The sequence below is a fragment of the Dactylosporangium sp. CA-152071 genome (genome assembly GCF_050936335.1).
In the GTDB taxonomy this organism is placed as follows: Bacteria; Actinomycetota; Actinomycetes; order Mycobacteriales; family Micromonosporaceae; genus Dactylosporangium; species Dactylosporangium maewongense.
In genome coordinates this window covers 4,190,689-4,213,286 of sequence record NZ_JBNJMZ010000001.1, presented here as the reverse complement: position 1 = coordinate 4,213,286, position 22,598 = coordinate 4,190,689, and the positions used below count along the sequence as shown (strand labels likewise).

Sequence of the window (22,598 nt, the reverse complement as noted above, 5' to 3'; positions counted from 1 at the left end):
CATGGCCCGTTTGTGCCGATCTGAACATGAACTTCCCGCTGCTTGGCCACTACGGGAAGGTGGGCAGCGTGACCTTGACGACGGCCCCGGCGGCGTCCCGGTCGATGCGGACCCGCTGCCCCAGGCGGAGGTGGCGCAGGCCCGACGCGTCGAAGGCAGCAGCGGGGAATCGCAGCTCAGCGCCGTCGTCGAGCAGCACCGTGCCGGTGCGGGTGTCGTCGTCGAACGTCGCCACGGTCCCCTGCATCAGTCCACGCTACCGCGCATCGATTTCCGGCGCGTGTCTCGCGTCACCGCGGCGCCGTCGCTGCCACCCGCGGCCGGCCTGCTCGACGGCACCGGGGTGCTTTTCGTCACTCACCGGTGCCGGCCGTCCTGCGCGGGGCGGCGCAGGGGTGGTCGTCAGGCGGGCGTGTCGTCAGGCGGGCGTGCAGAGGATCTCGCCGGTGTGGGGGCCGAGGCCGAGGTCGGTGGCGGCGTCGAGGTCGGCGGCGGTGTCGACGTCGCGGCGCAGGCTGGGCCAGTCGCCGTCGAGCCGGACCGCGCCCGAGCGCAGGTGCGCCGCCGCCGAGCCGGGCCCGAAGTGCGGGTCCAGGGCCACTCCGGCGGGCGCGGCGAGCAGCACGGTGCCGCTGCCCTCCAGGTCCGGCACGAACGCGCGGCGGCCCAGCGCCGCCGCCGCGGCCAGGGCGACCGCCAGGTCGGCGGGGCGCATCGCCGGCAGATCGGCGGTCAGCGCGACCACGGGCGCGCCACCCGCGGCCCGCGCCCCGAAGGTCAGCGCCGCGTTGAGCCCGGCGGCCGGGGTGTCAGGCAGACAGGTGGCGCCGTCGGCGACGAGCTCCGCCCGCACCAGCGGGTCGTCGCAGACCGCGACGACCCCGGCCACCGACGGGCAGGCGAGCGCCGCCGCGACCGTGTCACGGGCCATGGCCAGCACCAGGCCGGGATGCGCGGGCCGCGGGACGGCGCCGCGCAGCCGTGTCTTCGCCGCACCGAGCGGCTTGACAGGCACGACCGCCACCCAGGTGCAGAGCATGACCCATCCTGACACGGCGCCACGGCGCCCGGCAGTGGCATGATTCGCAGCAGAACCGTGAGGGGAGGGTGAGATGAAGCGCCGGAGGCTCGGCTTCTGGCGGCGTTTCGCCGTCATGACCGTGAAGCCCACGATCCAGATGCTGACCCGCCGGACCTGGACGGGCATGGAGCACATCCCCGCCGATGGTGGGGTGATCATGGTCGTCAACCACATCTCCCATGCCGACCCGCTCGCAGTCGCGCACTACATCTACGACGCCGGCCGATGGCCGTCGTTCCTGGCCAAGGCCAGCCTGTTCAAGGTGCCGGTGCTGGGTTACCTGCTGCGGGCCAACCACCAGATCCCGGTCCACCGCGGCACCACCGACGCCGTGAAGGCCCTGGAGGCCGCCCGGGCGGGTGTCCGCGGCGGCGAGGCCGTGGTGATCTACCCCGAGGGCACCACGACCCGCGAGCCCGACCTGTGGCCGATGCGGGGCAAGACCGGCGCCGCCCGCCTCTGGCTGGACACCCACGCGCCGATGGTCCCGATCGTCATGTGGGGCCCCGAGCGGATCTACGACCCGCGCACCAGCAAGCTGAAGCTGCTGCCCCGCGCCGACGTGACGATCATCGCCGGCGCCCCGATCGACCTGTCCGCCTGGGACGAGGCGCAGCCGACCGCCCAGACGCTCAACGAGATCACCGACCACATCATGCTGCACCTCCGCGACATGCTCGTGGAGATCCGGGGCGGCACCCCGCCGCCGCTGTGGACACCGCGCAAGACGCTCGCATGAGCGCGCCGGAGCGCAGCGTCGGCATGAGCGGCCCGAGCGCAGCGCAGGACCGTACATGAGCATGACGGAGGGCATATGAGCATTCGACGGGCCGCGGTGCTCGGGGCCGGGTCGTGGGGCACGGTGTTCGCCAAGCTGCTCGCCGACGCCGGCACCCCGGACGTCACCGTCTGGGCCCGCCGGCCCGCCGTGGCCGAGGCGATCCGCGAGCGGCACATGAACCCGGACTACCTGCCCGGCACGTGGCTGCCCGGCGCGATCACCGCGACCGACGACGCCGCCGAGGCCGTCGACGGCGCCGACCTGGTCGTGCTCGCCGTGCCGTCGCAGACGCTGCGCCACAACCTGGGCTCCTGGGCGGGCACGATCCGCTCCGACGCCACGCTCGTCAGCCTGATGAAGGGCATCGAGCTGGGCACGCTCAAGCGGATGAGCGAGGTGATCGTCGACTCCGCGGGCGTCGAGCCCGACCGCATCGCCGTCGTCACCGGGCCCAACCTCGCCCCCGAGATCGCCGCCGAGCAGCCCGCGGCCACCGTGGTGGCGTGCACCGACATCCGGCGCGCCGAGCTCGTCCAGCGCGCGATCAGCACGCGCTACCTCCGGCCGTACACCAACGACGACGTCATCGGGTGCGAGCTCGGCGGCGCCGTCAAGAACGCGATCGCGCTCGCCTACGGCATGGCCTCCGCGCTCGGCTTCGGCGACAACACCCGGGCGACGCTGATCACCCGCGGGCTCGCCGAGACCACCCGCCTCGGCGGGGCGCTCGGCGCCAACCTGATGACGTTCGCCGGGCTCGCCGGCCTCGGCGACCTCGTGGCGACCTGCTCCTCGCCGCTGTCGCGCAACCGCACGTTCGGCGAGCACCTCGGCCGCGGCGAGACCCTGGAGCAGGCGCAGGCCGCCACCCGGCAGACCGCCGAGGGCGTCAAGAGCTGCCTGTCGATCCGCGATCTGGCGCACAGCGTCGGCGTGGAGATGCCGATCACCGAGCAGGTCGAGCTGGTCTGCCACGAGGGCGTCGACCCGCTCAGGGCGCTCGCCGCGCTGATGTCCCGCGAGACCAAGCCGGAGCGGCCCGGCGTCCCGTCGACGGCGGAGCATCAGTAGGGTTTTCCGCATGACCGGCCCGCAGCGCGGCGGGGAGGCCGGGCATCGGGTGCGCTGGTTCCGACTCAGGGCGGCGCCGGAGCGCAGCGGAGGCGACGCCATGACTGGTGACGGCACGCGGGTCGTGCACGCCGGGGTGCCCGAGGCCGTGCCCGGCCGGCCCTTCCTGCCCGGTCCGGCCTTCGGTGCGCCGTACCACCTCGAGCCGGTGCTGGGGCCGCAGCCGGGCGTCGACGGTTACGGGCGCACCGACAACCCGACCTGGCGCGCGCTGGAAGGCGCGATCGGCGAGCTCGAGGGCGGCGAGTGTGTGACCTTCGCCTCGGGCATGGCCGCCATCAGCGCCGTGCTGCTGAGCGTGCTGCGCCCCGGCGACACCGTCGTCGTGCCCGCCGACGGCTACTACAAGACCAGGGCGTTCGCGGCGTCGTACCTCGGCGAACGCGGCGTCACCGTCGTCGAGGCGCCGACCGCGGGCCCCTACCCGGCGCTGGAGACCGTCCGGCTGCTGCTGGTGGAGACCCCCGCCAACCCGGGCCTCGACGTGTGCGACATCGCCGAGCTGGCCGCGCGCGTGCACGCCGGCGGCGGGCTGGTCGCCGTCGACAACACCGCGGCCACCCCGCTCGGGCAGCGCCCCCTCGACCTGGGCGCCGACATCTCCGTCGCGTCCGGCACCAAGGCCCTGACCGGCCACTCCGACATCCTGCTCGGCTACGCGTGCACCCGCGACCCGCAGCTCGCCGGGGCCCTCACCGGCTGGCGCGGCGCCACGGGCGCGGTGCCCGGCCCGTTCGAGGCGTGGCTCGCGCACCGCTCGATCGGCACCCTCGACCTGCGCCTGGCCCGCCAGACCGCCAACGCGGCCGCCGTCGCCGAGGTGCTCGCCGCGCACCCGGCGGTCGTCTCGGTGCGCTGGCCCGGCCGGCCCGAGGACCCCGCCCACGAGGTCGCGTCCCGGCAGATGCGCCGCGTCCCGGGCGTGGTCACGTTCACGCTCGCCGGCAAGGCCGCCGCCGACCAGTTCCTGCAGGCCGCGACCCTGGTGTTCGCCGCCACCTCGTTCGGCGGGCTGCACACCTCCGCCGACCGGCGGGCGCAGTGGGGCGACGACACCCCCGAGGGCCTGATCCGCCTCTCGTGCGGCGTCGAGGACACCGATGACCTGGTCGCCGATGTACGGAAGGCACTCGACGCGATCGGCGCCTGACGCAGGGTGGGGTGCTGACCAGCCGACAGCGCGAGCTTGACCTTGCGGTTAGGGTCGGCGCGTGGAAACGCCAGAGAAGACCCGGGTCGCCGTCGTGTTCGGCGGCGGCAGCACCGAGCACGCCATGTCCAGCGTCGGCGCCGCCGACCTCCTCGACGCCCTCGACACCGACGAGTTCGAGATCGTGCCGATCGGGGTGACCCAGGAGGGTCGCTGGGTGCTCGGCGCCGCGGCAGCGGGCTCCTCGCCGGCGTCCACGGATCTGGTGCCGGCCGGCGCCGCCGTCACCGTGGTCGACGCCCGCGACGGGGTGGCCCGGCTCGGCGGCGTCGACGTGGTGTTCCCCGTCCTGCAGGGCGCCTTCGGCGAGGAGGGCACGATCCAGGGCCTCCTCGAGATGGCGGACCTGCCCTACGTCGGCTCCGGCGTGCTCGCCGCGTCGGTGGCGATGGACCACGACTTCCTGCGCAAGCTGGCCGTGGCGTCGGGGCTGCCCGTCGCGCCCTACGTGGTGCTCAGGGACTCCTCGGACGTCGCCGGTGCCGACCGGGAGCGGCTCGGGCTGCCCGTCGTCGTCCGGCCCGCCCGCGGCGCCGGTGGCATGACCGAGATCACCGACTGGGCCGAGCTGCCCGCCGCGGTCGCCGCGGCCCGCGCCGTCGACGCGAAGGTGGTCGTCGTCGCCGCCCCCGCCGGCCGCAGGGTCACCGTCGGCGTCCTCGACACCTCGGGGCAGCCCGAGTCCAGCGTGCCCGGCGAGATCGTCGACGGCCGGGTGACCGCGCCGGCCGACCTCGACCGTGCCGTCGAGCGCCGCGCCCGCGACCTCGCCGTGAAGGCGTTCGTCACCCTCGACTGCGCCGGGCTCGCCATGGTCGAGTGCACGGTCACCTCCGGCGGCGACGTCCTGTTCGACCGGATCGACACCATGCCCGGCTTCGACCCCGGAGCGGCGTTTCCCGTGGTGTGGCAGGCCAGCGGCGTCGCGTACACCACCCTGATCACGCAACTGGTCAAGGCGGCGGTGCGGCGGGGGACGGGCCTGCACTGACCTGCGTCAGGCGCTCCGCGTGGCGTTCAGCAGTGCGTCGTGCCCGGGTCCTCGTAGGGCACCGTCTCGGTGATCGGCGCCGACAGGTGCGACAGCCACGAGCCGTCGGCCTTCTTCGGCACCACGACCCGCAGCGGGACCTGGCGGTCGATCGTGGTCCAGACGGTCTCCTGCTTGTGCTCCTCCGGATACCAGCAGACGCCGGAGACGCCCAGCAGCTGGGCGTCGCGCGGGACCGCCCGCTTACCGACCGTGCCGCAGGACAGCACGATCGCCGGGTCGCCGAAGGCCGCGTGCTGCTCGGTGCCGGCGCTGACCGGACGCCGGTGCAGCCCGCCGAGGGTCTCCGGCATGCGTGCCACCAGTGCACGGCAGACCACCGTCGTGGCCTCGTCCATGGCCACGGCGTCGGTGCGGACGGTGCCGGTGGCCTCCGCCTTGGGGAAGCCGCCGAGCAGCCAGAACGCCAGGACGCCGACCAGCAGCGCGACGGGGATCGCGGCGACGGTGGCGACCCTGGCGGGGCTCTTCGCCGTCATCTATAAGTGCACCACCGAGCACGTCAGCGTGCGGGTGATGCCGGGCACCAGCTGCACGTTGCTGACGATCAGTTTGCCCAGCTCGTCGACGCTGCGCGCCTCCGTGAGCACCACCACGTCATACGGCCCCGTGACCGCGTCCACCCGGACGACCCCGGTCAGCTCCTGGATGGCGGTCGCCACATCGCGTGCCTTGCCGACCTCTGTTTGGATCAGGATGTATGCCTGTACCACGACACGACTCCTTCCTGCGCCGCGCGAGCGCTGATCAGCGCTGAACCTACCGCACCATGGGATACAGCGGACCAGCAGCCGTGCGTGATCGTGCCACAACACGCTGCGTTACCCGCAACATCGCGCATTCAATGTTCAGTTTTCTGTTTGCTTTGGAGGACGGGTGACCGTTGCAACCGCCGGGGAGTTCGGGCTCATCTCACGGGTGACGGCCCGGCTCGGGGCGCCCTCACCCGTGGTCCTGCTGGGGCCCGGCGACGACGCGGCCCTGGTCGCAGCGCCTGACGGCCGGGTCCTGGCCAGCACCGACGTGCTCGTGGACGGCCGGCACTTCCGCCGCGACTGGTCCTCCGCCCGCGACATCGGCCACCGCGCCGCCGCCGCCAACCTCGCCGACATCGCCGCCATGGGGGCCCGGCCGACGGCGCTGCTCGTCGCGCTCTGTACCCCTGCGAACCTCGAGATCACCTGGGCGGAGGAGCTCGCGGACGGTCTCGCCGCGGAGGCGGGCAAGGTCGGCGCGGTCGTCGTCGGCGGCGACATGTCCGCGAGCCCGACCCTGACCATCGCGGTGACGGCCCTGGGCCATCTGGAGGGCCGCGATCCCCTGGTGCGCACCGGCGCCCGCCCCGGCGACGTGGTCGCGGTGTGCGGCCGGATCGGCTACGCGGCAGCCGGGTACACCATCCTCTCCCGCGGCTTCCGCTCCCCGAAGCTGCTGGTGGAGGCGCACCGCCGGCCGCAGGTGCCCTACGCCGCCGGGCCGTCGGGCGCCCTCCTCGGCGCCACCTCCATGATCGACGTCTCCGACGGGCTGCTCGCCGACCTGGGCCACATCGCGACCGCCAGCGGCGTCGGGATCGACCTGCGCCGGTCCGCGTTCGTCGTGCCCGAGCAGATGCGTGACGCGGCGACGGCACTCGGCGTCGACCCGTACGGCTGGATCCTCGCCGGCGGGGACGACCACGCGCTCGCCGCCACCTTCCCGCCGTCCGTGGAGCTGCCCGACGACTGGCGCGTCATCGGCGAGGTCCTACCGGCCAGCCTGTTCACCGCCGGTGACGGCGTGACCGTCGACGGTAGGCGGTACACCGGTGGAGCCCCAGGCTGGGACCACTTCCGGTAACGAGTGATCGCTTCTATACCCTTTACGCGTGACTGAGCTCGACATTCGACTGACCCGCTACGGCTCGCGGGTCGCCACCGAACTCATCAGCGCCACGCTCGCCGACCTGAGCGTGCGCTACGGCGGATCGGGGGACACCACCCCTATCGAGCCCGGTGACTTCGACCCGCCGCTGGGCGGCTTCTTCGTCGCGTACATCGACCACGCGCCGGCGGGGTGCTGCGGCTGGCGGACCTTCGCCGAGGACGAGAGCACCGCGGAGCTCAAGCGGCTCTACGTGGACCCGGCGTTCCGCGGGCTCGGCCTGGCCCGGCGGCTGATCGCGGCGGTCGAGGACTCGGCCCGCGCGGCCGGGAGGAAGCGGGTCTGGCTGGAGACCGGGACGGCGCAGCCGGAGGCGATGGCCCTGTACGAGTCGGCCGGCTACGCGCTGATCCCCGACTTCGGGCACTACAAGGGCTATCCGAGCGTGCGGTCGTTCGGGCGGTCGCTGTAGCGCGTTGAAAAAGGCCCCGCCGACGGCGGGGCCTTTTCGCTGCTGGTGCTTTGCTTGTGGTGCTTTGCTGCTGGTGCAGGCGATCAGCCGCGAACGACCTTGCCGGCCTTGAGGCAGGAGGTGCATGCCTGCACCTTCCGCGTGGTGCCGCCACCGGCCGGGGTGCGCACCGTCTGAATGTTGGGGTTCCAACGGCGGTTGGTCCGCCGGTGCGAGTGGGACACGTTGTGGCCGAAGCCCGGTCCCTTGCCGCAGACGTCGCACACGCTAGCCACGGGGATCTCCTGGGATTGATTGCGTCTCGGGCTGGACCCCTCCACCGGCCGGGCCGGGGGCGGGCTCCAGGTGTCGCCGACCGGTCGACCGGCGGGCAACCCCGCAAGGTTACCTGATGAGCCCCGCTGACTCCCAATCGGGCCTTGCCGGGGTCGCTTTCCTGGGGCTCGGGTGGCGAGCGGGGAAATTGTCGGTGGTCGCCGATAGGCTCGGCGCGTGCCAGTGAATGTCGATGCTGCTGCTGTTCGCCGGTGGTGTGCCGCCGGCCTCGACGCGCTGCGCCGGCACCGGTCCGAGATCGACGCCCTCAACGTCTATCCCGTGCCTGACGGCGACACGGGGACCAACCTGGCGTTGACCATGTCCGCCGCCACGGCCGCCGTGGAGGCCGCGCCTGGCTCCTCCAGCGCCGGGGAGCTGCTCGCGGTCGCGGCGAGGGGCGCGCTGCTGGGCGCCCGGGGCAATTCGGGCATCATCCTGGCTCAGCTGCTCAAGGGCCTCGCCACGTCCCTGGCCTCGACGCGGGCGATCGGGCCGGCCGAGCTGGCGGCGGCGCTGGAGCGGGCCGCGGCGTCGGCGTATGCGGCGGTGGCGGCCCCCGTGGAGGGCACGGTCCTGTCGGTGGCGTCGGCCGCGGCCCGGGCGGCTGCCGGCGCGTCGTCGCGGGTCTCGGCCGGCGAACCGAGCGGCCCCGGCGGTGAGCCGTCTGCGGCGGGTGGGTCGTCACCTGGGGTCGGCGGCGGGTCGCCGGGGGCCGGGGGTGGGTCGCCGGGGGGCGGGGACGGGTCGCGGGGTTCCGGGGGGTCGTTGCGGGGTTCCGGGGGTGAGCTGGTGGGGTCCGGCGGGTTGTCGGCGCGGGGCGGTGGTGAGGCGGCGGGCTTCGGTGGGTCGTCGCGGGATTCCGGCGGTGAGCTGGTGGGGTCCGGCGGGTCGTCGGCGGGGTTTGGCGGTGAGTCGGGAAACTTTGGCGGGTTGTCGGCGGGCCCCGGTGGGTCGTTGCCGGGGGACGGTGGTGAGGCGGCGGGTTCCGGTGGGTCGTCGGCGGGATCCGTGGCCGGGGCGGCGTCGGTTGGTGCCGGCGGGGCGTTGTGGGAGCTCGGGGGCGGGGCGGGTTGGGGCGGAGTGGTGGAGGTGGCGCGGGCGGCGGCGGAAGGGGCCCGGGTGGCTCTCGCGCGCACGCCTGAGCAGCTGCCGGCGCTGGCCAGGGCGGGGGTGGTCGACGCCGGGGGGCGCGGGCTGGTGGTGTTGCTGGAGGCGTTCGTGACCTCGCTGACGGGGGAGACGCCGCCGGTGCCGGTCGACGTGCCGGCCCGGGTCGCCGATCCGGGTGGGGTGATGGAGCGTGAGGCGGGGTCGGTCGAGTTCGGCTATGAGGTGCAGTTCCTGCTGGACGCCCCGGCCGCCGCGATCGAGCCGCTGCGGGAGGCGCTGAGCGCCCTCGGCGACTCGCTGGTCGTCGTCGGGGACGAGCCGACCTGGCACGTGCACGTCCACGTCAACGACGTCGGGGCGGCGATCGAGGCAGGGATCGTGGCGGGGCGGCCCAGCAGGATCACCGTGACGCGGTTCGCCGAGCAGATCGCCGAGCGGCAGGCGGCCGACGCGGCAGCGCCGTCCGGTCCGGTGGGCGCGATCGGGTCGGAGGGCACTGTTCGTACGCCGGCCGCGACCGAAAACGAGAGTGCCAGCTCGGGGATCGTCGTCGTGTGCACTGGGCGGGGGCTCGCTGAGCTGCTCGCGGCCGAGGGGGCCACGGTCGTGACCGGGACGCCGTCGATGGCGGAGGTGCTCGCGGCGATCCGGTCGACGGGCGCGGGCAGGGTGGTCGTCCTGCCCAACGACGCCAACGTGCTCGCCGTCGCCACCGCGGCGGCGGCCGAGGCAAGGACGGCCGGGATCCGGGCGGGTGTCGTGCCGACCCGGTCGCCGGTGCAGGCGCTGGCGGCGATGGCGGTGCGGGACACCGGCCGCAGGTTCGAGGACGACGTGATCGCGATGGCGGAGGCCGCGGCCCGGTGCAGGTCGGCGGAGCTGACGGTCGCGGCCCGGGAGGCGCTCACCGTCGCCGGGCGGTGCCAGCTCGGTGACGTGCTCGCCATCGTCGACGGGGAGGTCAACCTCATCGGGCAGGACCTGGAGCGCACCGCGTGCCTGCTGCTCGACCGGATGCTGCTGGCCGGCGGGGAGCTCGTCACCCTCATCGCGGGGCAGGGGGCGCCGCCGGGGCTGGGGGAGACGCTGCGGCGGCATGTCGCGGGGGCGTGGCCGTTCGTCGAGGTGCAGTGCTATGAGGGAGACCAGCCGCACTATCCGCTGCTGGTCGGGGTGGAGTGAGACCGGTGACCGAGATCGACCTGACCACGCCGCTGCAGAAGGTGATCGGCAACGGCGCGAAGCTGCTCGCCGACAGCCTCAACCTGCACACCGTGGGTGACCTCGTGTATCACTTCCCGCGGCGGTACGAGGAACGCGGCGAGCACACCGACATCCGCTCCCTGGAGATGGACACCGAGGTCACGGTGTTCGGGCAGGTGAAGCGGGTGTCGTCGCGGACGTTCGTGCAGCAGCGGGGCAAGACCGCGGGCAAGCGCGGGTCGCTGCTGGAGGTGGTCGTCGGCGACGACAGCGGCGGCGAGCTGAGCGTGACGTTCTTCAACCAGCCGTGGCGGGAGTCGCAGCTGCGGCCCGGGCGGTGGGGGCTGTTCTCCGGCAAGGTCGGCCGGTTCCAGAGCAAGCTGCAGCTCAACCAGCCCGACTACATCCTGCTCGACGGCGCCGAGGGGGAGGAGAGCGTCGAGGAGTTCGCGGGCGCGATCATCCCGGTGTATCCGGCGACGGCGAAGGTGCCGACGTGGCGGATCGCGGCCGCCGTGCGCACCGTGCTGGACGTGCTGCCGCCCACGCCGGACCCCGTGCCGGCGACGGTGCGTGTCAAGCGGAAGCTCTCCTCCCTCGACAAGGCCCTCCGCGAGATCCACCGGCCGGAGTCCCGCGAGTCGCTGCACTTCGCCAGGCGGCGGCTGAAGTGGGACGAGGCGTTCGCGCTCCAGCTGACCCTGGTGCAGCGCAAGCACCGCGCCGCCGACTGGCCCGCCCGGGCCCGGCCGCTGCGCGAGGACGGGCTGCTGGCGACGTTCGACGGGCTGTTGCCGTATGAGCTGACCCGCGGCCAGCGTGACGTCGGCGACGAGATCGCGGCCGACCTGGCCCGCCCCCACCCGATGCACCGGCTCCTGCAGGGTGAGGTCGGCTCCGGCAAGACCGTCTGCGCCCTGCGGGCCATGCTGCAGGTCGTCGACGCCGGCGGGCAGGCCGCGATGCTCGCCCCGACCGAGGTCCTCGCCGCCCAGCACCACCGCAACGTGATCAACCTGCTCGGCGGCATGGCCCGCGCCGGCGAGCTCGACGCCGCCCCCGACGCGACCCGGGTCGCGCTGCTGACCGGCTCGCTCGGCGCCGCCGCCAAGCGCAAGGTCCTGGAGGAGATCGGCTCCGGCGCCGCGGGCATCATCGTCGGCACGCACGCGCTGCTGTACGAGGGGGTCGCGTTCAAGGACCTGGGCCTCATCGTCGTCGACGAGCAGCACCGCTTCGGCGTCGAGCAGCGCGACGCGTTGCGCGCCAAGGCCGACCAGCCGCCGCACGTGCTGGTCATGACGGCGACGCCGATCCCGCGCACCGTGGCGATGACGGTCTTCGGCGACCTGGAGACCTCGGTGCTCAGCCAGCTGCCCAACGGCCGCTCCCCGATCGCCTCGCACGTCGTGCCGGCCACGGACAAGCCCGCGTTCCTGGACCGGGCGTGGCGCCGCATCCGCGAGGAGGTGGCGGCCGGCCACCAGGCGTACATCGTCTGCCCCCGCATCGGCGACGCCAAGTCCGACGGCGAGGACCTGGCCCTCGCACCCGGCGACGACGACCGCCGGGCGCCGCTGGCCGTGCTCGACGTCGCGCCGCAGCTGGCGGAGGGCCCGCTGCACGGCCTGCGGATCGGCATCCTGCACGGCCGCCTGCCCGCCGACGAGAAGGACGCGGTCATGCGCTCGTTCGCCGCCGGCGACCTGGACGTGCTGGTCGCCACCACGGTCATCGAGGTCGGCGTCGACGTCCCCAACTCGACCGTCATGATGATCCTCGACGCGGACCGCTTCGGCGTCTCCCAGCTGCACCAGCTCCGCGGCCGGGTCGGCCGGGGCAGCGCCGCCGGCCTGTGCCTCCTCGTCACCGAGTCCGTCGAGGGCACCCCGGCCCGCACCCGCCTGGACGCGGTGGCCTCCACGACCGACGGCTTCAAGCTCGCCGAGCTCGACCTCGAGCAACGCCGCGAGGGCGACGTCCTGGGCGCCACCCAGTCCGGCCGCCGCTCCCACCTGAAGCTCCTGTCCCTGCTCCGCGACGCCGAACTGATCGGCGACGCCCGCGCCGAGGCGTTCGAGCTGCTGGAGGACGACCGCGAGCTGACCCGCCACCCCGGGCTCGCCGCTACCGTCACCCAACTCGTCGACGAGGAGCGCGCCGAGTACCTCGAGAAGGGCTGACCCGCCCCTCCTCTCCTCCCGCTCTCCTCCCGTCGGAGCAGGCGATCGGACAGGAGGCCGCGCCCCACCAGCCCACCACGCCGGCGCGGGCCTCCGGTGTCCGTGGTCGGCCCTGCGCTCGCGGTGTCGGTAGCGGGGGTGTGCGTCCGGGGCGGGCGTGCCGGGGCTGCACCCGCGATGGTCATGGCCGGCCTTGTGCTTGCCGTGTCGGTGGCGGGGTGTGCGTCCGGAGAGTGCGTGGTGGCGCGGTAACTGTGGTGGTTGTGCCGGGGCGCTTCGGGCGTGACGGGCTGTGGTTGTGGTCGGTCGCGTGCTTGCGTTGTCCGTGGTGGGTGTGGCGGGGCTGCGGCGGTGAAGGGGTTGTGGTCGGTCCCGTGCCTGCGTTGCCCGTGTCGGGTGTGCCCGGGAGTCGCGGGGGTGCGGCTGCCGTGCCCGAGCCGGCCATGCGTCTGCGGTGTCTGTGGCCGGCCTGCGCGTGCGGTGCTGGTGGCGGGGTGTGCGTCCGGGCAGGGGTGACGGGCTGCGCCTGTAGTGGTCGGGTCGGCGCCTGTGTTGCCCGCGGCGGGGTTCGCGCCTGGGGAGGCTGTGGCGGGGCCTGCGATTGCGTTGCCCGTAGCCGGGTGTGCCCCGGGGGACGTCGTAGGGCTGCGACTGCGATGCCCGGGCCGGTTCTGAGCTATGTGGTGTCGGCGAGGGCATCCGGGGTTGTGTCTGCGGTGCTCGTGGCTGGGCCGGCGCTTGCAGTAGCAGGGTGTCCGGGGACGGCGTGGCAAGGGGCGGGTCTGCCGGGGGTATGGATTTGCCTCCAGAATGGTCTGCCGAACGTGTGGGTGGGGCAGGTGGCCGGGACTGCGCCGGTGGCGGCGCGGTGTTGTTGCCTCATCAGCGGGCATCCACACAGTGGTCCGGTACTTGGGCTCAGGTAGCCGCCGTGGACCGGGCCGGCCGGATCGGCGTGGCCGGCGTGGCTGTAGACGTTGGTCAATGCCCGGATCTGTGGCTTTTGGGAAATTGACGTTGCGCGATCCACCCACACTTTGATCTTCAAAGTGTGGGTGGATCGCGCGGCGTCTATGGAGGGAATGGGGTATTTCGGGGTATTGATCGACGTTTTTGTGGGGCGGGTCAGGCGGCGTGGCGGCCGCGGTGGGGGCGGCGGCTGAGGAGGATCAGGCCGCCGCCGAACGCGATCATGAAGATGGCGGCGCCGCCGAGGACGGTGGCGTTGGAGCCGGTGACCGGGAGGCTGCTCGAGGTGTCGGGGGCGGTCGTGGTCGGGGTCACGGTGTTGCCGTTGCCGTTGCCGTTGGTGGGGGTGATCTCGGTGACGGTCTCGACCGGGTTGTTCGTCTGCGGGGTTGAGGCGGACGGGGATGCGGTCGGGGAGGTGGAGGTCGTCGCGGTGGGGGACGGCGTGGCCGGTGAGGTGGGCGGAGCGGTGGTGGTCTCGGACTCCGACGGTGAGGTGGGGGTCGACATCGACGCGGACGGTGTGGCGGTGGCCGGATCCGACGCGGTCGCCGACGGGGCGGCGGATGTCGACGGGGAAGTGGGGATGGAAGCGGACGTCGACGGGGAGACGGACTCTGAGGTGGAAGGCGAGGCGGTGGTCGACTCGGAGGTGGACGGAGAGGCCGCCGGGGAGGTCGAAGACGGCGTCCACGTTGGCGGTGGGGGAGTTGGCGAGGTGGGCGGTCAGGGTGCCGTCGCAGTCGCCGGTGAAGGTCGCGGCCGGCTGGGGGCAGGTCGTGGTGCCGCCGTTGTACCAGGCGCGCACGCCCGCCGAGCGGCTGCCGGGAGCGGCGGTGTCGCCGGGCTTGGTCGTGCCGTAGCGGGGGCCGCCGTCGACGATGGGGTTGATCACATTGGTGCCGAAGACGGTGTCGACCTGGGTGTAGCAGCCGGGGACGTCGACGCGGAGGGTGATCGACGGCGTGGTGGCGGTGATCGCGGCGGTGTCGGTGGCGTAGACGAACTGCGGGTTGCCGAAGGACTTCGACGGGGCGGTGTAGGAGACGAGCGTGAAGGCCTGCCGTTCGCCGGGGCACAGGGCAGCGGTCGAGGTGATCGTCGCGGTGCCGGCCGGGCCGTCGAACGTGTGCCGGTAGGTGGCCGAGGACGCCGGGGTGCAGAACGTGCCGGAGATGGCCGACGAGGCGAAGGCGGTGCCGGCGAAGGCGCCGCCGAACAGCAGCGTGCTACCGAAAACGAGCAGGGTCTTACGCAAGACGTGCCCCCAACATCGCAAGTCTGGGGGCGGTCTCACCACTGACTCCCCGGGCCGCAAAGCGGTGACCGATTGTGCTCGGCCCGAATCTACGTCTCCCCAATTCATGGGTAGTCGTGATGGTTTGTCGCGACTGCAAACAGCGTAAGAACAGCTACGCAACGCTGAAAAGCCCTGCTGGACGGCAAGCTACTCTCCGTAATCAAGCACGCAGAGTAGTCATGCCGGATTGAATCGCAGTACACAATGAAAAATCGGAAAAGTCTGAATTGGGAGTGGCGCGGGTCACGTCGACGGCGAGCCTAGGCTGGACGGCGTGACACGCATCGTGGCCGGCGCGCTCGGCGGCCGGCGCCTGACGGTCCCCGCGGGACAGGGGACCCGGCCGACCTCCGACCGGGTCCGGGAGGCCCTCTTCAGCAGCCTGGAGGCCATGGTCGACCTCGACGGGTCCCGGTTCGCCGACCTGTACGCGGGATCCGGTGCCGTCGGGTTCGAGGCGTGCTCGCGCGGCGCCGCCCACGTGCTGCTGGCCGAGAGTGACGCCAAGGCTGCCAGGATCGTGCGGGCCAACATCGCCACCCTCGGCGTCGGCGGCACCGTGAAGCTGGTCGCGGACAAGGTCGAGCGGCTGCTCCAGCAGGAGCCCGACGAGCGCTACGACGTGGTGTTCGTCGACCCGCCGTACGCCGTGACCGACGAGAAGGTGGGTGCGGTCCTGGACGCGCTGGTCGCGCGCTGGCTCGCCGCCGGCGCCGTCGTGGTGGTCGAGCGCAGCAGCCGCGGCGCCCCGATGCGCTGGCCCGAGGGCCTGCGGCAGCGCGCCGAGCGGCGCTACGGGGAGACGACGCTGTGGTATGCGGAACGCGAGCCGGGCACGTGAAGCGGGCGGCCGGGCGGCTTTGGTACGGTCCCCGCTCATGAGGCTTGGGCTGGTGCAATGAGGCGCGCGGTGTGTCCGGGTTCGTTCGATCCGGTGACCAACGGACATCTGGACATCGTCGGACGCGCGTCGAAGATGTTCGATGAGGTCGTCGTCGCCGTGCTGATCAATACGAGCAAGGCGGGGCTGTTCACGGTCGAGGAGCGGCAGGAGATGCTCGCGGAGGTGACGGCGCCGTACACGAACGTGCGGGTCGACGTCTTCCAGGGGCTGCTGGTCGACTTCTGCCGGGCCAACGACGTCAGCGCGATCGTCAAGGGTGTGCGGGTCGCCGGCGACTTCGACTACGAGCTGCAGATGGCCCAGATGAACTACGGGCTCGGCGCCATCGAGACGCTCTTCATGCCGACCAACCCGAAGTACTCATTCGTCTCGTCGAGCCTCATCAAAGAGGTCGCGAAATGGGGCGGCGACGTTTCGCCGCATGTGCCCGACCTTGTGGCAAACCGGCTGCGCGAGCGGCTCGCGAAACCCGGAAACTGAAAGCTTTCCGTGTGGCGATGGAGCGGCATCATGGTTTGGGCCGCATGATGGTGTCGTTGTTTGCCGTGGGGACAGGGAGTGACCGCAAGTGGATCCGCTCGAGAGCATCGACCAGATCATCGCGCTGGTCGAGGGTGCACGGTCGGCACCGATGTCGCGGAGCAACTTCGTGGCCGACCGCGCCGAGATGATCAACCTGCTCGACCAGCTGCGCGCCGACCTGCCGGGTGAGCTTCGGCGTGCCACCGCGCTGCTCGACGAGCGGGACAAGATCGTCGACGCGGGGCGCCGCGAGGCCGAGCGGATCATCACCGAGGCGGAGCAGGAGCACAACCGGCTCGTGTCGATCAACGAGATCGTCGTCTCCGCCGAGCACGAGGCGTCCCGCATGATCAACGAGGCGCGGGCCGAGACCCAGCGGCTCCGCGACGAGGTCGACGACTATGTCGACACGGCCCTCGCCAACTTCGAGCAGTTCCTCACCCGATCGCTCGCCTCGATCGAGCGTGGCCGCGACAAGATGCATGCGCTGCGCGAGATAGGCTCTTTCACACCGTCCGGCGACGACGACCGGCCGCTGCCTTTCTGACCCGACGGGCAGGGGCGATTCGACGGGAGATCTGCCGCTCGGGTAGCCTTGTCCGTCGGCCCTGCCTGGCCGGAGTCTGAAGATGCCACATCAACCGCACCCGCAACTGGATCCCCGGAAGCCGCTGGTCCTCGAGACGAGAGACCTGCCGCGACGACCGGGCGCTCTTCATGCGGTGTCGCGCCAAGTGCCGGCACCCGAGGACCTCGGTCTGGAGCTGATCGGCGTGCCTGCGGGCGCCGAGCTCGACCTCCAGCTGCGGATGGAGTCGGTGTCAGAAGGCGTTCTCGTCTCCGGCACCGTCACCGGCCCGCTGGTGGGCGAGTGCGGACGCTGCCTGCGCCCGATCAGCGACACGTTGGAAGTCCCGATCCAAGAGTTCTATGCCTATGAGCACAGCACCACGGACGAGACGACCGACGAGGACGAGGTCGGAAGGCTGCAGGGCGACCTGATCGACCTGGAGCCGGCACTGCGGGACGCGGTGGTGCTCTCCCTGACCGCCAATCCCGTGTGCCGTGAAGACTGCCCAGGGCTGTGCCCCGACTGCGGGGTGCCGCTGGATGAGTTGCCCGCCGGCCACGGCCACGAGCAGCTCGACCCGCGCTGGGCCGCCCTGACCCAGATCCAGCACTCAGAGGAGTAAGACCCGTGGCCGTTCCCAAGCGGAAGATGTCGCGCAGCAACACCCGGTCGCGCCGGAGCCAGTGGAAAGCCGTCGCGGTGCAGACGCAGCCGTGCCCGCAGTGCCGCTCTCCGAAGCTGCCCCACGCTGCGTGCTCGGTCTGCGGCACGTACAACGGCCGTCAGGTCATCGAGGTCTGATTTCCGGATCCGGGTGACGCGATCCGACAGGTCGCCGCACGGCGGGCAGCCCCCGTCCGGCACCGCGCGGATCGCCGTCGACCTCCTCGGCGGGGACAGTGCTCCCGCCGTCGTGGTTGACGGCGCTCTGCGCGCGTGCAGCGCCGATCCAGACCTGCATCTGCTCCTCGTAGGGCCGCGCGAGTCGGCCGACGAGGTCATCGGCGCGCTCGCGGTCCATGACCGCGAGCGCGTCAGCGTCAGCGTGGTCGACCGCACCGTCGGCATGGGCGACGCCCCGATGCGCCACGTCAGGCGGGAGTCCACCGTGCGCGCCGCGGCGGAGGCCGTCTACGCCGGCCGCGCCGACGCGATGGTCTCCGCCGGATCCAGCGGCGCCGCCGTCGCCGCGTCGGCCCACGTGCTGGGGCGGCTCCGCGGTGTACGACGCCCCGGCCTCGCCGCGCACGTGCCCACCCCGCACGGCCCAGTGCTGCTGCTCGACGTGGGCGTGACGATCGACGGCACGATGCTGGAGCTCGTCCAGCACGCGGTTCTCGGCGCCGCCTACGCCAAGGTGGCCCTCGGCGTGACCGACCCGCGCGTCGGGCTGCTGTCGATCGGCAGCGAGCCCGGCAAGGGCGACCGGCTCCGCCGGGCCGTCGCCGTCGCGCTGTCCGACACCGTCCTGCCCGCCGGCGGGCGCTACATCGGCCTCGTCGAGGGCCACGACGTGCCCCGCGGAGGCCCGGCCGACGTGATCGTCACCGACGGTTTCACCGGCAACATCCTGCTCAAGGGCATAGAAGGCGCGACGGCCGCCAGTACAGCCGCCGCACACCACACAGGAGCGGTCGAAGCGCCACATGTGGTGGCCGCTAGCAAAGGCGCCGCACTGCTCGGCGTCACCGGCGCCGTCGTGGTCTGCCACGGCTCCGCCGACGGTCCCGACATCGCCTCCGGCATCGCCCTCGCCGCGCGCCTGCACCGCGAGCGGATCATCCCCGCGGTCGCCGGGCTCGCCGACGAACTGCTGACCGAACTCTCCTCGGCCGGCGGCCTCACCATCCGTGACGCATTGGGAGAGCGCTCGTGAAAAACCCGACCCCACTCGAGTCCGCCTTCGAGGTGGATTTCGACCCCGACATGCTCCGCAGGGCGCTGACGCACCGCTCGTACGCCTACGAGAACGGCGGCCTGCCCACCAACGAGCGGCTCGAGTTCCTCGGCGACGCCGTGCTCGGCGTGGTGATCACCACCGCGCTGTTCAAGAACCACCCCGACCTCGCCGAGGGCCAGCTGGCGAAGCTGCGCGCGAGCGTGGTCAACATGCGCGCCCTCGCCGACGTCGCCCGCCGGCTCGGCCCCGAGGGCATCGGCCCGTTCCTGCTGCTCGGCAAGGGCGAGGAGGCGACCGGTGGGCGCAACAAGGCCAGCATCCTCGCCGACACGCTCGAGGCGCTCATCGGCGCGATCTACCTCCAGTACGGCCTGGACACCGCCGCCACGGTGATTCACAAGCTGTTCGACGAGCTGATGGCCGAGGCCGCGCTGCGCGGCGCCGGTCTCGACTGGAAGACCAGCCTCCAGGAGCTCACCGCCGGTCGCGGCCTCGGCGTCCCCGAGTACCGCATCGACGAGGAGGGCCCCGACCACGCCAAGCGGTTCACCGCCTGGGTGATCGTCGCCAAGCGCCGCTACGGCGGCGCGCAGGGCGGCAGCAAGAAGGAAGCTGAGCAGCGGGCCGCCGAGGCAGCCTGGCGGGAGCTGTCGGCGCGGCCCCCGGAGCCCCCCGGGGCGCTGAAGGGTGACGATGACCGCGGTGACTGAGGTGGCGCGGCGGCCGAGGACACAGTTCCTGTGGGCGCTGCCGCTGGCGGTGTACGCGCTGAGCCGTCTTGTCCAGCTGCTGCTGGTCTGGTGGATGGCCGACAACGGCGAGGTCCGCAGCCGGTTGCTCGCGTGGGACGGCGGGCACTTCGTCCGGCTCGCCGAGGAGGGGTACCCGACCGGGTACAGCTACACCGCCGATGGCCAGCTCACGGGCAACGGCCTGGCATTCTTCCCCGGCTACCCGATGCTGGTCCGCATCGTGCACCTGGCGACCGGCCTCGAGGTCGGCACCGCCGCGATCACGGTCGCGTGGATCGCCGGCGCGTTCGCCGCGATCCTCGTGTGCGCGCTGGGCACCCGCCTCTACGACGAGCGGGTCGGCGTGGCCCTGACCGCGCTCTTCTGCACCCAGCCGATGTCGATGGCGCTGTCCATGGCGTACTCGGAAGCGCTGTTCGTCGCGATGGTCGCCGGCATGTTCCTGTTCGCGCACCGCGGCGACTGGCTCTTCGCCGGCCTCTTCGGCCTCGGTGCGGCACTGTCCCGGCCGACCGGCGCCGCCGCCGCACTCGGCCTGGCGGTCGCCGCCGCGATGGCCGTGTACAGAATCCACAAGTCGGACAAATCGGATTCGTCGGATAGTCCGCCGATCTGGCATCCGATTCTCGCGGCTGCCGTCGCGCTCGCGGGGGTGCCCGGCTATCTGCTGTGGGTCGGCATGCGGGTCGGCGACCTCGGCGCGTGGTTCGACATCCAGACCGCCGGCTGGGGCACCACGTTCGACTACGGCACGTCCACGTTCAACTTCGTGCGCGACGCGTTGCGTACCGGCGAGGGCTGGATCCAGGTGAGCGTCGCCTGGATGGTCATCGGGGTCGTCGCGCTGGCCGCCATCGCGGTGGCGCAGAGGGTGTGGCCGCCGCTGCTCGTGTACGGCCTGATCGCGCTCGTCCTGGTCCTCGGTCAGGGCGGCTACTACCACTCGAAGCCGCGGCTGCTGGTCCCCGTGCTGGTGATCCTGGTCCCGCCGGCGATCGCACTCGGACGGGCGAAGCCGCGGACGGCGGCGCTAGTGTTGTCGGGCTGCGCGGCGTTCGGGCTGTGGTACGGGTCCTACCTGATCACCGTCTGGCACTACGCCATCTGATCCCTCTTGTCGCCCTTTTGGGTTTTCGTCGCATTGGAGCATGATGCCCGAGTTGCCCGAGGTTGAGACCGTCCGCCGCGGCCTCGACAAGTGGGTCTCCGGCCGGCGCATCGCCACCGTCGAGGTGCTGCACCCGCGCGCGATCCGCCGCCACCTGCCCGGCGCCGTCCACTTCGCCGACGTCCTCGCCGGCCGCCGCGTCGGCGCGGTCCAGCGCCGCGGCAAGTACCTCTGGCTGCCGCTCGACGACGAGGATGCGCTCGTCGGCCACCTCGGCATGTCGGGCCAGCTGCTCATGCAGCCAGTCGATGCGCCCGCCGAGGTGCACCTGAGGGTCCGGTTCACGTTCGACGACGACGGCCCCGAGCTGCGCTTCGTCGACCAGCGCACCTTCGGCGGCCTCGCGGTCTCCGCCGGCGGCGCGGTGCTGCCCGTGGAGCTCATTCACATCGCGCTCGACCCGGTCGACCCGTCCTTCTCCGACGAGGCGTTCGTGGAGAACCTGCGCCGCCGCCGTACCGACGTCAAGCGCGGACTGCTCGACCAGACCCTGATCTCCGGCGTCGGTAACATCTACGCCGACGAGGCACTCTGGCGCGCGAAGCTGCACGGCGCCCGCCCGACCGACCAGATCTCCCGCCCCGCCGTCCGCCGCCTGCTCGGCCACGTCCGCGACGTCCTCAACGAGGCGATCGTCCAGGGCGGCACCAGCTTCGACGCGCTCTACGTCAACGTCAACGGTGAGAGCGGCTACTTCGACCGCTCCCTCAACGCCTACGGCCGCGAGGGCCTGCCCTGCCCCCGCTGCGGCACCCCGATCCGCCGCGAGTCGTTCATGAACCGCTCGTCCTTCTCCTGCCCCCGCTGCCAGCCCCGGCCCCGTGCCGCCGCGCAGCGCTCGCCGCGCTGACCCCGCGTCCGCGTTCACCCCGCTGACTTCCCCCGCCCCCGTGCCGCCACGCAGCGCTCGCCGCGCTGACCCCGCGTCCGCGCTCACCCCGCTGACTTCTCCTGCCCCGCTGCCAGCCCCGCCTCCGTGCCGCCACGCAGCGCTCACCCCGCTGACCCCGCGTCAGCGTTCACTCCGCTGACCCCGTGTCAGATCTTGGTCCCTGCCTGGAACCGGCGGCCCGGGTTGCGGCGCTGGCCTGACCGCGTTCGTCGGTTCCCGTGCCGCGCCGGACGGCGACCAGCGGTTACCGCGCGCCGCGGCGGGTGGGCGGCGGTCGCGGGCGCGCGAAGGGCTTGATCAATTCCGTCGACGAGGCCGGGGAGGGGCCGGTCGCTGGTGGAGAGGCAGCGGGGGGAGGCCTGTGCCGTGCCTGGCAGTTCTCACTGCACCTTACATCGGGCGATCTAATTGACCATGGAACTATCGCTCTGCGTAGCCTAACCCGTGCGGCCTGTTCTGGCGGCCGCGGTGGTGGCAGCGGTGGCGGTGTTGGTGAGGCGGTGCGGGCGAGGGCGGCGGGGGAGAGGGGTCGGCGGGTTGAGGTCGGCGAGGCCGGGGACCTGGCCGCACCAGGCGGGCAGGTCGGAGTACGGGTCCGGGGAGCCCAGGTCGGTCACCATGCCGAAGCCGGCCCCGCGGGCGACCTGCAGGCGGGCGGCCTCGTCGAGCTCCCACGGCGGCACCGCGTGGACGAGGTGGCCGTCGCCGGGGAGGGCGCCGGCGCCGTTCCAGCGGCGGTAGTCGCGCCAGCTGCCGTCGAAGACGCAGATGGGCAGGCCGAGGTCGCGGTAGGTCTGGTCGGGCGGGCCGCCCGGGTTGAGGACCACGTCGGGCAGGTCGGCGCGCTGGGCGAACCGGGCGGCGATGGCGACAGGGCCGATCGAGTGCGGGCTGACCGGCACCCTGTCGAGGAAGACGCCGCGGACCGGGTAGCCGGCCCAGCGGTACACGTCGGCGCGGATCTGTTCGATCGGCCTGGTGGACAGGTCGACGTCGACGTAGCCGAGCAGCCGGACGCCGGCCGCGGCGAGCCTGCTCATGGCGGCCGTGTAGACGGGGTCGCGCCCGCTGCCGGGGCCGCCCGCCACGTCGACGACGACGGTGAACGCGGAACCGTGTCCCGCGACGATCTCCCATGCGTGTGGCCGGGCGAGGGGATGCGCCCGCAGTGGCAGGAGCGTCGGAACCCGGTCCACGACCGGACTAACGATGCTGGG

Annotated in this window: 25 protein-coding genes; 18 read left to right on the top strand and 7 right to left on the bottom strand. The window is 72.6% G+C overall.

The window, feature by feature from the left end:
* Positions 1 to 49: 49 nt before the first annotated feature.
* The gene (locus tag ACQEVZ_RS18850; protein WP_344508022.1) at positions 50 to 247 is read right to left on the bottom strand and encodes a cold-shock protein; all 198 of its coding nucleotides are present in this window, start codon (positions 245 to 247) and stop codon (positions 50 to 52) included.
* 171 nt (positions 248 to 418) lie between these two features.
* Positions 419 to 1,039 carry a 2-phospho-L-lactate guanylyltransferase gene (gene cofC / locus ACQEVZ_RS18845; protein WP_433368152.1) on the bottom strand — a complete coding sequence of 207 codons (621 nt, stop codon included), beginning with the start codon at positions 1,037 to 1,039 and terminating at the stop codon, positions 419 to 421.
* Positions 1,040 to 1,112: 73 nt separating this feature from the next.
* Between cofC and ACQEVZ_RS18840 the strand changes: the two genes are divergently transcribed.
* The 4 genes from ACQEVZ_RS18840 to ACQEVZ_RS18825 all read left to right on the top strand — a co-directional run bounded on the left by ACQEVZ_RS18840 (position 1,113) and on the right by ACQEVZ_RS18825 (position 5,194).
* Positions 1,113 to 1,820, top strand: a complete 708-nt coding sequence (locus tag ACQEVZ_RS18840; protein WP_433368149.1) for a lysophospholipid acyltransferase family protein — start codon at positions 1,113 to 1,115, stop codon at positions 1,818 to 1,820.
* A gap of 75 nt (positions 1,821 to 1,895) precedes the next feature.
* Entirely contained in the window at positions 1,896 to 2,933 is a 1,038-nt protein-coding gene (locus ACQEVZ_RS18835; RefSeq protein WP_360559598.1) for an NAD(P)H-dependent glycerol-3-phosphate dehydrogenase, read from the top strand.
* 100 nt (positions 2,934 to 3,033) lie between these two features.
* The gene (locus tag ACQEVZ_RS18830) at positions 3,034 to 4,143 is read left to right on the top strand and encodes a cystathionine gamma-lyase (protein ID WP_433376859.1); all 1,110 of its coding nucleotides are present in this window, start codon (positions 3,034 to 3,036) and stop codon (positions 4,141 to 4,143) included.
* A 61-nt stretch (positions 4,144 to 4,204) separates the two neighbouring features.
* Positions 4,205 to 5,194 carry a D-alanine--D-alanine ligase gene (locus ACQEVZ_RS18825; RefSeq protein WP_433368145.1) on the top strand — a complete coding sequence of 330 codons (990 nt, stop codon included), beginning with the start codon at positions 4,205 to 4,207 and terminating at the stop codon, positions 5,192 to 5,194.
* A gap of 26 nt (positions 5,195 to 5,220) precedes the next feature.
* Here the strand turns inward: ACQEVZ_RS18825 and ACQEVZ_RS18820 are convergent, their stop codons facing one another.
* Positions 5,221 to 5,733, bottom strand: a complete 513-nt coding sequence (locus ACQEVZ_RS18820; protein WP_433368142.1) for a DUF3515 domain-containing protein — start codon at positions 5,731 to 5,733, stop codon at positions 5,221 to 5,223.
* The gene (locus ACQEVZ_RS18815; protein WP_203846267.1) at positions 5,734 to 5,967 is read right to left on the bottom strand and encodes an Lrp/AsnC ligand binding domain-containing protein; all 234 of its coding nucleotides are present in this window, start codon (positions 5,965 to 5,967) and stop codon (positions 5,734 to 5,736) included.
* A gap of 163 nt (positions 5,968 to 6,130) precedes the next feature.
* Here ACQEVZ_RS18815 and ACQEVZ_RS18810 point away from each other — a divergent pair, with 163 nt between their 5' ends.
* Together ACQEVZ_RS18810 and ACQEVZ_RS18805 are read left to right on the top strand one after the other, a co-directional pair.
* Positions 6,131 to 7,093, top strand: coding sequence for a thiamine-phosphate kinase (locus ACQEVZ_RS18810; RefSeq protein ID WP_433368138.1), 963 nt, complete (start codon positions 6,131 to 6,133; stop codon positions 7,091 to 7,093).
* Between the two features lie 28 nt (positions 7,094 to 7,121).
* On the top strand, positions 7,122 to 7,589 hold the full coding sequence (locus ACQEVZ_RS18805; RefSeq protein ID WP_344508005.1) for a GNAT family N-acetyltransferase: 468 nt from the start codon (positions 7,122 to 7,124) through the stop codon (positions 7,587 to 7,589).
* Between the two features lie 83 nt (positions 7,590 to 7,672).
* Here the strand turns inward: ACQEVZ_RS18805 and rpmB are convergent, their stop codons facing one another.
* Complete coding sequence (gene rpmB / locus ACQEVZ_RS18800) at positions 7,673 to 7,864, bottom strand: 50S ribosomal protein L28 (RefSeq protein ID WP_033357799.1); 192 nt, start codon at positions 7,862 to 7,864, stop codon at positions 7,673 to 7,675.
* Between the two features lie 217 nt (positions 7,865 to 8,081).
* Here rpmB and ACQEVZ_RS18795 point away from each other — a divergent pair, with 217 nt between their 5' ends.
* Complete coding sequence (locus ACQEVZ_RS18795; protein ID WP_433368134.1) at positions 8,082 to 10,199, top strand: DAK2 domain-containing protein; 2,118 nt, start codon at positions 8,082 to 8,084, stop codon at positions 10,197 to 10,199.
* 5 nt (positions 10,200 to 10,204) lie between these two features.
* Complete coding sequence (gene recG, locus ACQEVZ_RS18790) at positions 10,205 to 12,403, top strand: ATP-dependent DNA helicase RecG (RefSeq protein WP_433368131.1); 2,199 nt, start codon at positions 10,205 to 10,207, stop codon at positions 12,401 to 12,403.
* 1,125 nt (positions 12,404 to 13,528) lie between these two features.
* Here the strand turns inward: recG and ACQEVZ_RS18785 are convergent.
* Positions 13,529 to 13,882 (bottom strand): hypothetical protein, encoded by a 354-nt coding sequence (locus tag ACQEVZ_RS18785; RefSeq protein ID WP_433368128.1) that lies wholly within the window; start codon positions 13,880 to 13,882, stop codon positions 13,529 to 13,531.
* Positions 13,883 to 14,082: 200 nt separating this feature from the next.
* Here ACQEVZ_RS18785 and ACQEVZ_RS18780 point away from each other — a divergent pair, with 200 nt between their 5' ends.
* The 10 genes from ACQEVZ_RS18780 to mutM all read left to right on the top strand — a co-directional run bounded on the left by ACQEVZ_RS18780 (position 14,083) and on the right by mutM (position 21,339).
* Positions 14,083 to 14,235, top strand: a complete 153-nt coding sequence (locus ACQEVZ_RS18780) for a hypothetical protein (protein WP_433368125.1) — start codon at positions 14,083 to 14,085, stop codon at positions 14,233 to 14,235.
* Between the two features lie 711 nt (positions 14,236 to 14,946).
* Positions 14,947 to 15,513 carry a 16S rRNA (guanine(966)-N(2))-methyltransferase RsmD gene (gene rsmD, locus ACQEVZ_RS18775; protein ID WP_344507996.1) on the top strand — a complete coding sequence of 189 codons (567 nt, stop codon included), beginning with the start codon at positions 14,947 to 14,949 and terminating at the stop codon, positions 15,511 to 15,513.
* Between the two features lie 57 nt (positions 15,514 to 15,570).
* Positions 15,571 to 16,056, top strand: a complete 486-nt coding sequence (gene coaD, locus ACQEVZ_RS18770) for a pantetheine-phosphate adenylyltransferase (RefSeq protein WP_344507994.1) — start codon at positions 15,571 to 15,573, stop codon at positions 16,054 to 16,056.
* A gap of 88 nt (positions 16,057 to 16,144) precedes the next feature.
* Positions 16,145 to 16,645, top strand: coding sequence for a hypothetical protein (locus ACQEVZ_RS18765; RefSeq protein WP_344507992.1), 501 nt, complete (start codon positions 16,145 to 16,147; stop codon positions 16,643 to 16,645).
* A gap of 82 nt (positions 16,646 to 16,727) precedes the next feature.
* The gene (locus ACQEVZ_RS18760; RefSeq protein ID WP_360559607.1) at positions 16,728 to 17,291 is read left to right on the top strand and encodes a YceD family protein; all 564 of its coding nucleotides are present in this window, start codon (positions 16,728 to 16,730) and stop codon (positions 17,289 to 17,291) included.
* A 5-nt stretch (positions 17,292 to 17,296) separates the two neighbouring features.
* Complete coding sequence (rpmF, locus tag ACQEVZ_RS18755) at positions 17,297 to 17,470, top strand: 50S ribosomal protein L32 (RefSeq protein ID WP_033357807.1); 174 nt, start codon at positions 17,297 to 17,299, stop codon at positions 17,468 to 17,470.
* A gap of 13 nt (positions 17,471 to 17,483) precedes the next feature.
* Positions 17,484 to 18,545, top strand: a complete 1,062-nt coding sequence (locus tag ACQEVZ_RS18750; protein WP_433368119.1) for a phosphate acyltransferase PlsX — start codon at positions 17,484 to 17,486, stop codon at positions 18,543 to 18,545.
* A gap of 50 nt (positions 18,546 to 18,595) precedes the next feature.
* Complete coding sequence (gene rnc / locus ACQEVZ_RS18745) at positions 18,596 to 19,279, top strand: ribonuclease III (protein WP_363394640.1); 684 nt, start codon at positions 18,596 to 18,598, stop codon at positions 19,277 to 19,279.
* Entirely contained in the window at positions 19,263 to 20,429 is a 1,167-nt protein-coding gene (locus ACQEVZ_RS18740; RefSeq protein ID WP_433368116.1) for a mannosyltransferase family protein, read from the top strand. The genes rnc and ACQEVZ_RS18740 overlap by 17 nt, the downstream gene beginning before the upstream one ends.
* A 43-nt stretch (positions 20,430 to 20,472) precedes the next feature.
* On the top strand, positions 20,473 to 21,339 hold the full coding sequence (gene mutM / locus ACQEVZ_RS18735) for a bifunctional DNA-formamidopyrimidine glycosylase/DNA-(apurinic or apyrimidinic site) lyase (protein WP_433376855.1): 867 nt from the start codon (positions 20,473 to 20,475) through the stop codon (positions 21,337 to 21,339).
* A gap of 479 nt (positions 21,340 to 21,818) precedes the next feature.
* Here mutM and ACQEVZ_RS18730 read toward each other — a convergent pair whose 3' ends face one another.
* Entirely contained in the window at positions 21,819 to 22,577 is a 759-nt protein-coding gene (locus ACQEVZ_RS18730; RefSeq protein WP_433368113.1) for a spherulation-specific family 4 protein, read from the bottom strand.
* Positions 22,578 to 22,598 lie beyond the last annotated feature (21 nt).

Coding starts and splice junctions, on each gene's coding strand:
- ACQEVZ_RS18850 (WP_344508022.1), bottom strand. CDS start 247: ATGCAGGGGACCGTGGCGACGTTCGACGACGACACCCGCACCGGCACG.
- cofC (WP_433368152.1), bottom strand. CDS start 1,039: ATGCTCTGCACCTGGGTGGCGGTCGTGCCTGTCAAGCCGCTCGGTGCG.
- ACQEVZ_RS18840 (WP_433368149.1), top strand. CDS start 1,113: ATGAAGCGCCGGAGGCTCGGCTTCTGGCGGCGTTTCGCCGTCATGACC.
- ACQEVZ_RS18835 (WP_360559598.1), top strand. CDS start 1,896: ATGAGCATTCGACGGGCCGCGGTGCTCGGGGCCGGGTCGTGGGGCACG.
- ACQEVZ_RS18830 (WP_433376859.1), top strand. CDS start 3,034: ATGACTGGTGACGGCACGCGGGTCGTGCACGCCGGGGTGCCCGAGGCC.
- ACQEVZ_RS18820 (WP_433368142.1), bottom strand. CDS start 5,733: ATGACGGCGAAGAGCCCCGCCAGGGTCGCCACCGTCGCCGCGATCCCC.
- ACQEVZ_RS18785 (WP_433368128.1), bottom strand. CDS start 13,882: ATGTCGACCCCCACCTCACCGTCGGAGTCCGAGACCACCACCGCTCCG.
- coaD (WP_344507994.1), top strand. CDS start 15,571: ATGAGGCGCGCGGTGTGTCCGGGTTCGTTCGATCCGGTGACCAACGGA.
- ACQEVZ_RS18760 (WP_360559607.1), top strand. CDS start 16,728: ATGCCACATCAACCGCACCCGCAACTGGATCCCCGGAAGCCGCTGGTC.
- rnc (WP_363394640.1), top strand. CDS start 18,596: ATGCTCCGCAGGGCGCTGACGCACCGCTCGTACGCCTACGAGAACGGC.
- ACQEVZ_RS18740 (WP_433368116.1), top strand. CDS start 19,263: ATGACCGCGGTGACTGAGGTGGCGCGGCGGCCGAGGACACAGTTCCTG.
- mutM (WP_433376855.1), top strand. CDS start 20,473: ATGCCCGAGTTGCCCGAGGTTGAGACCGTCCGCCGCGGCCTCGACAAG.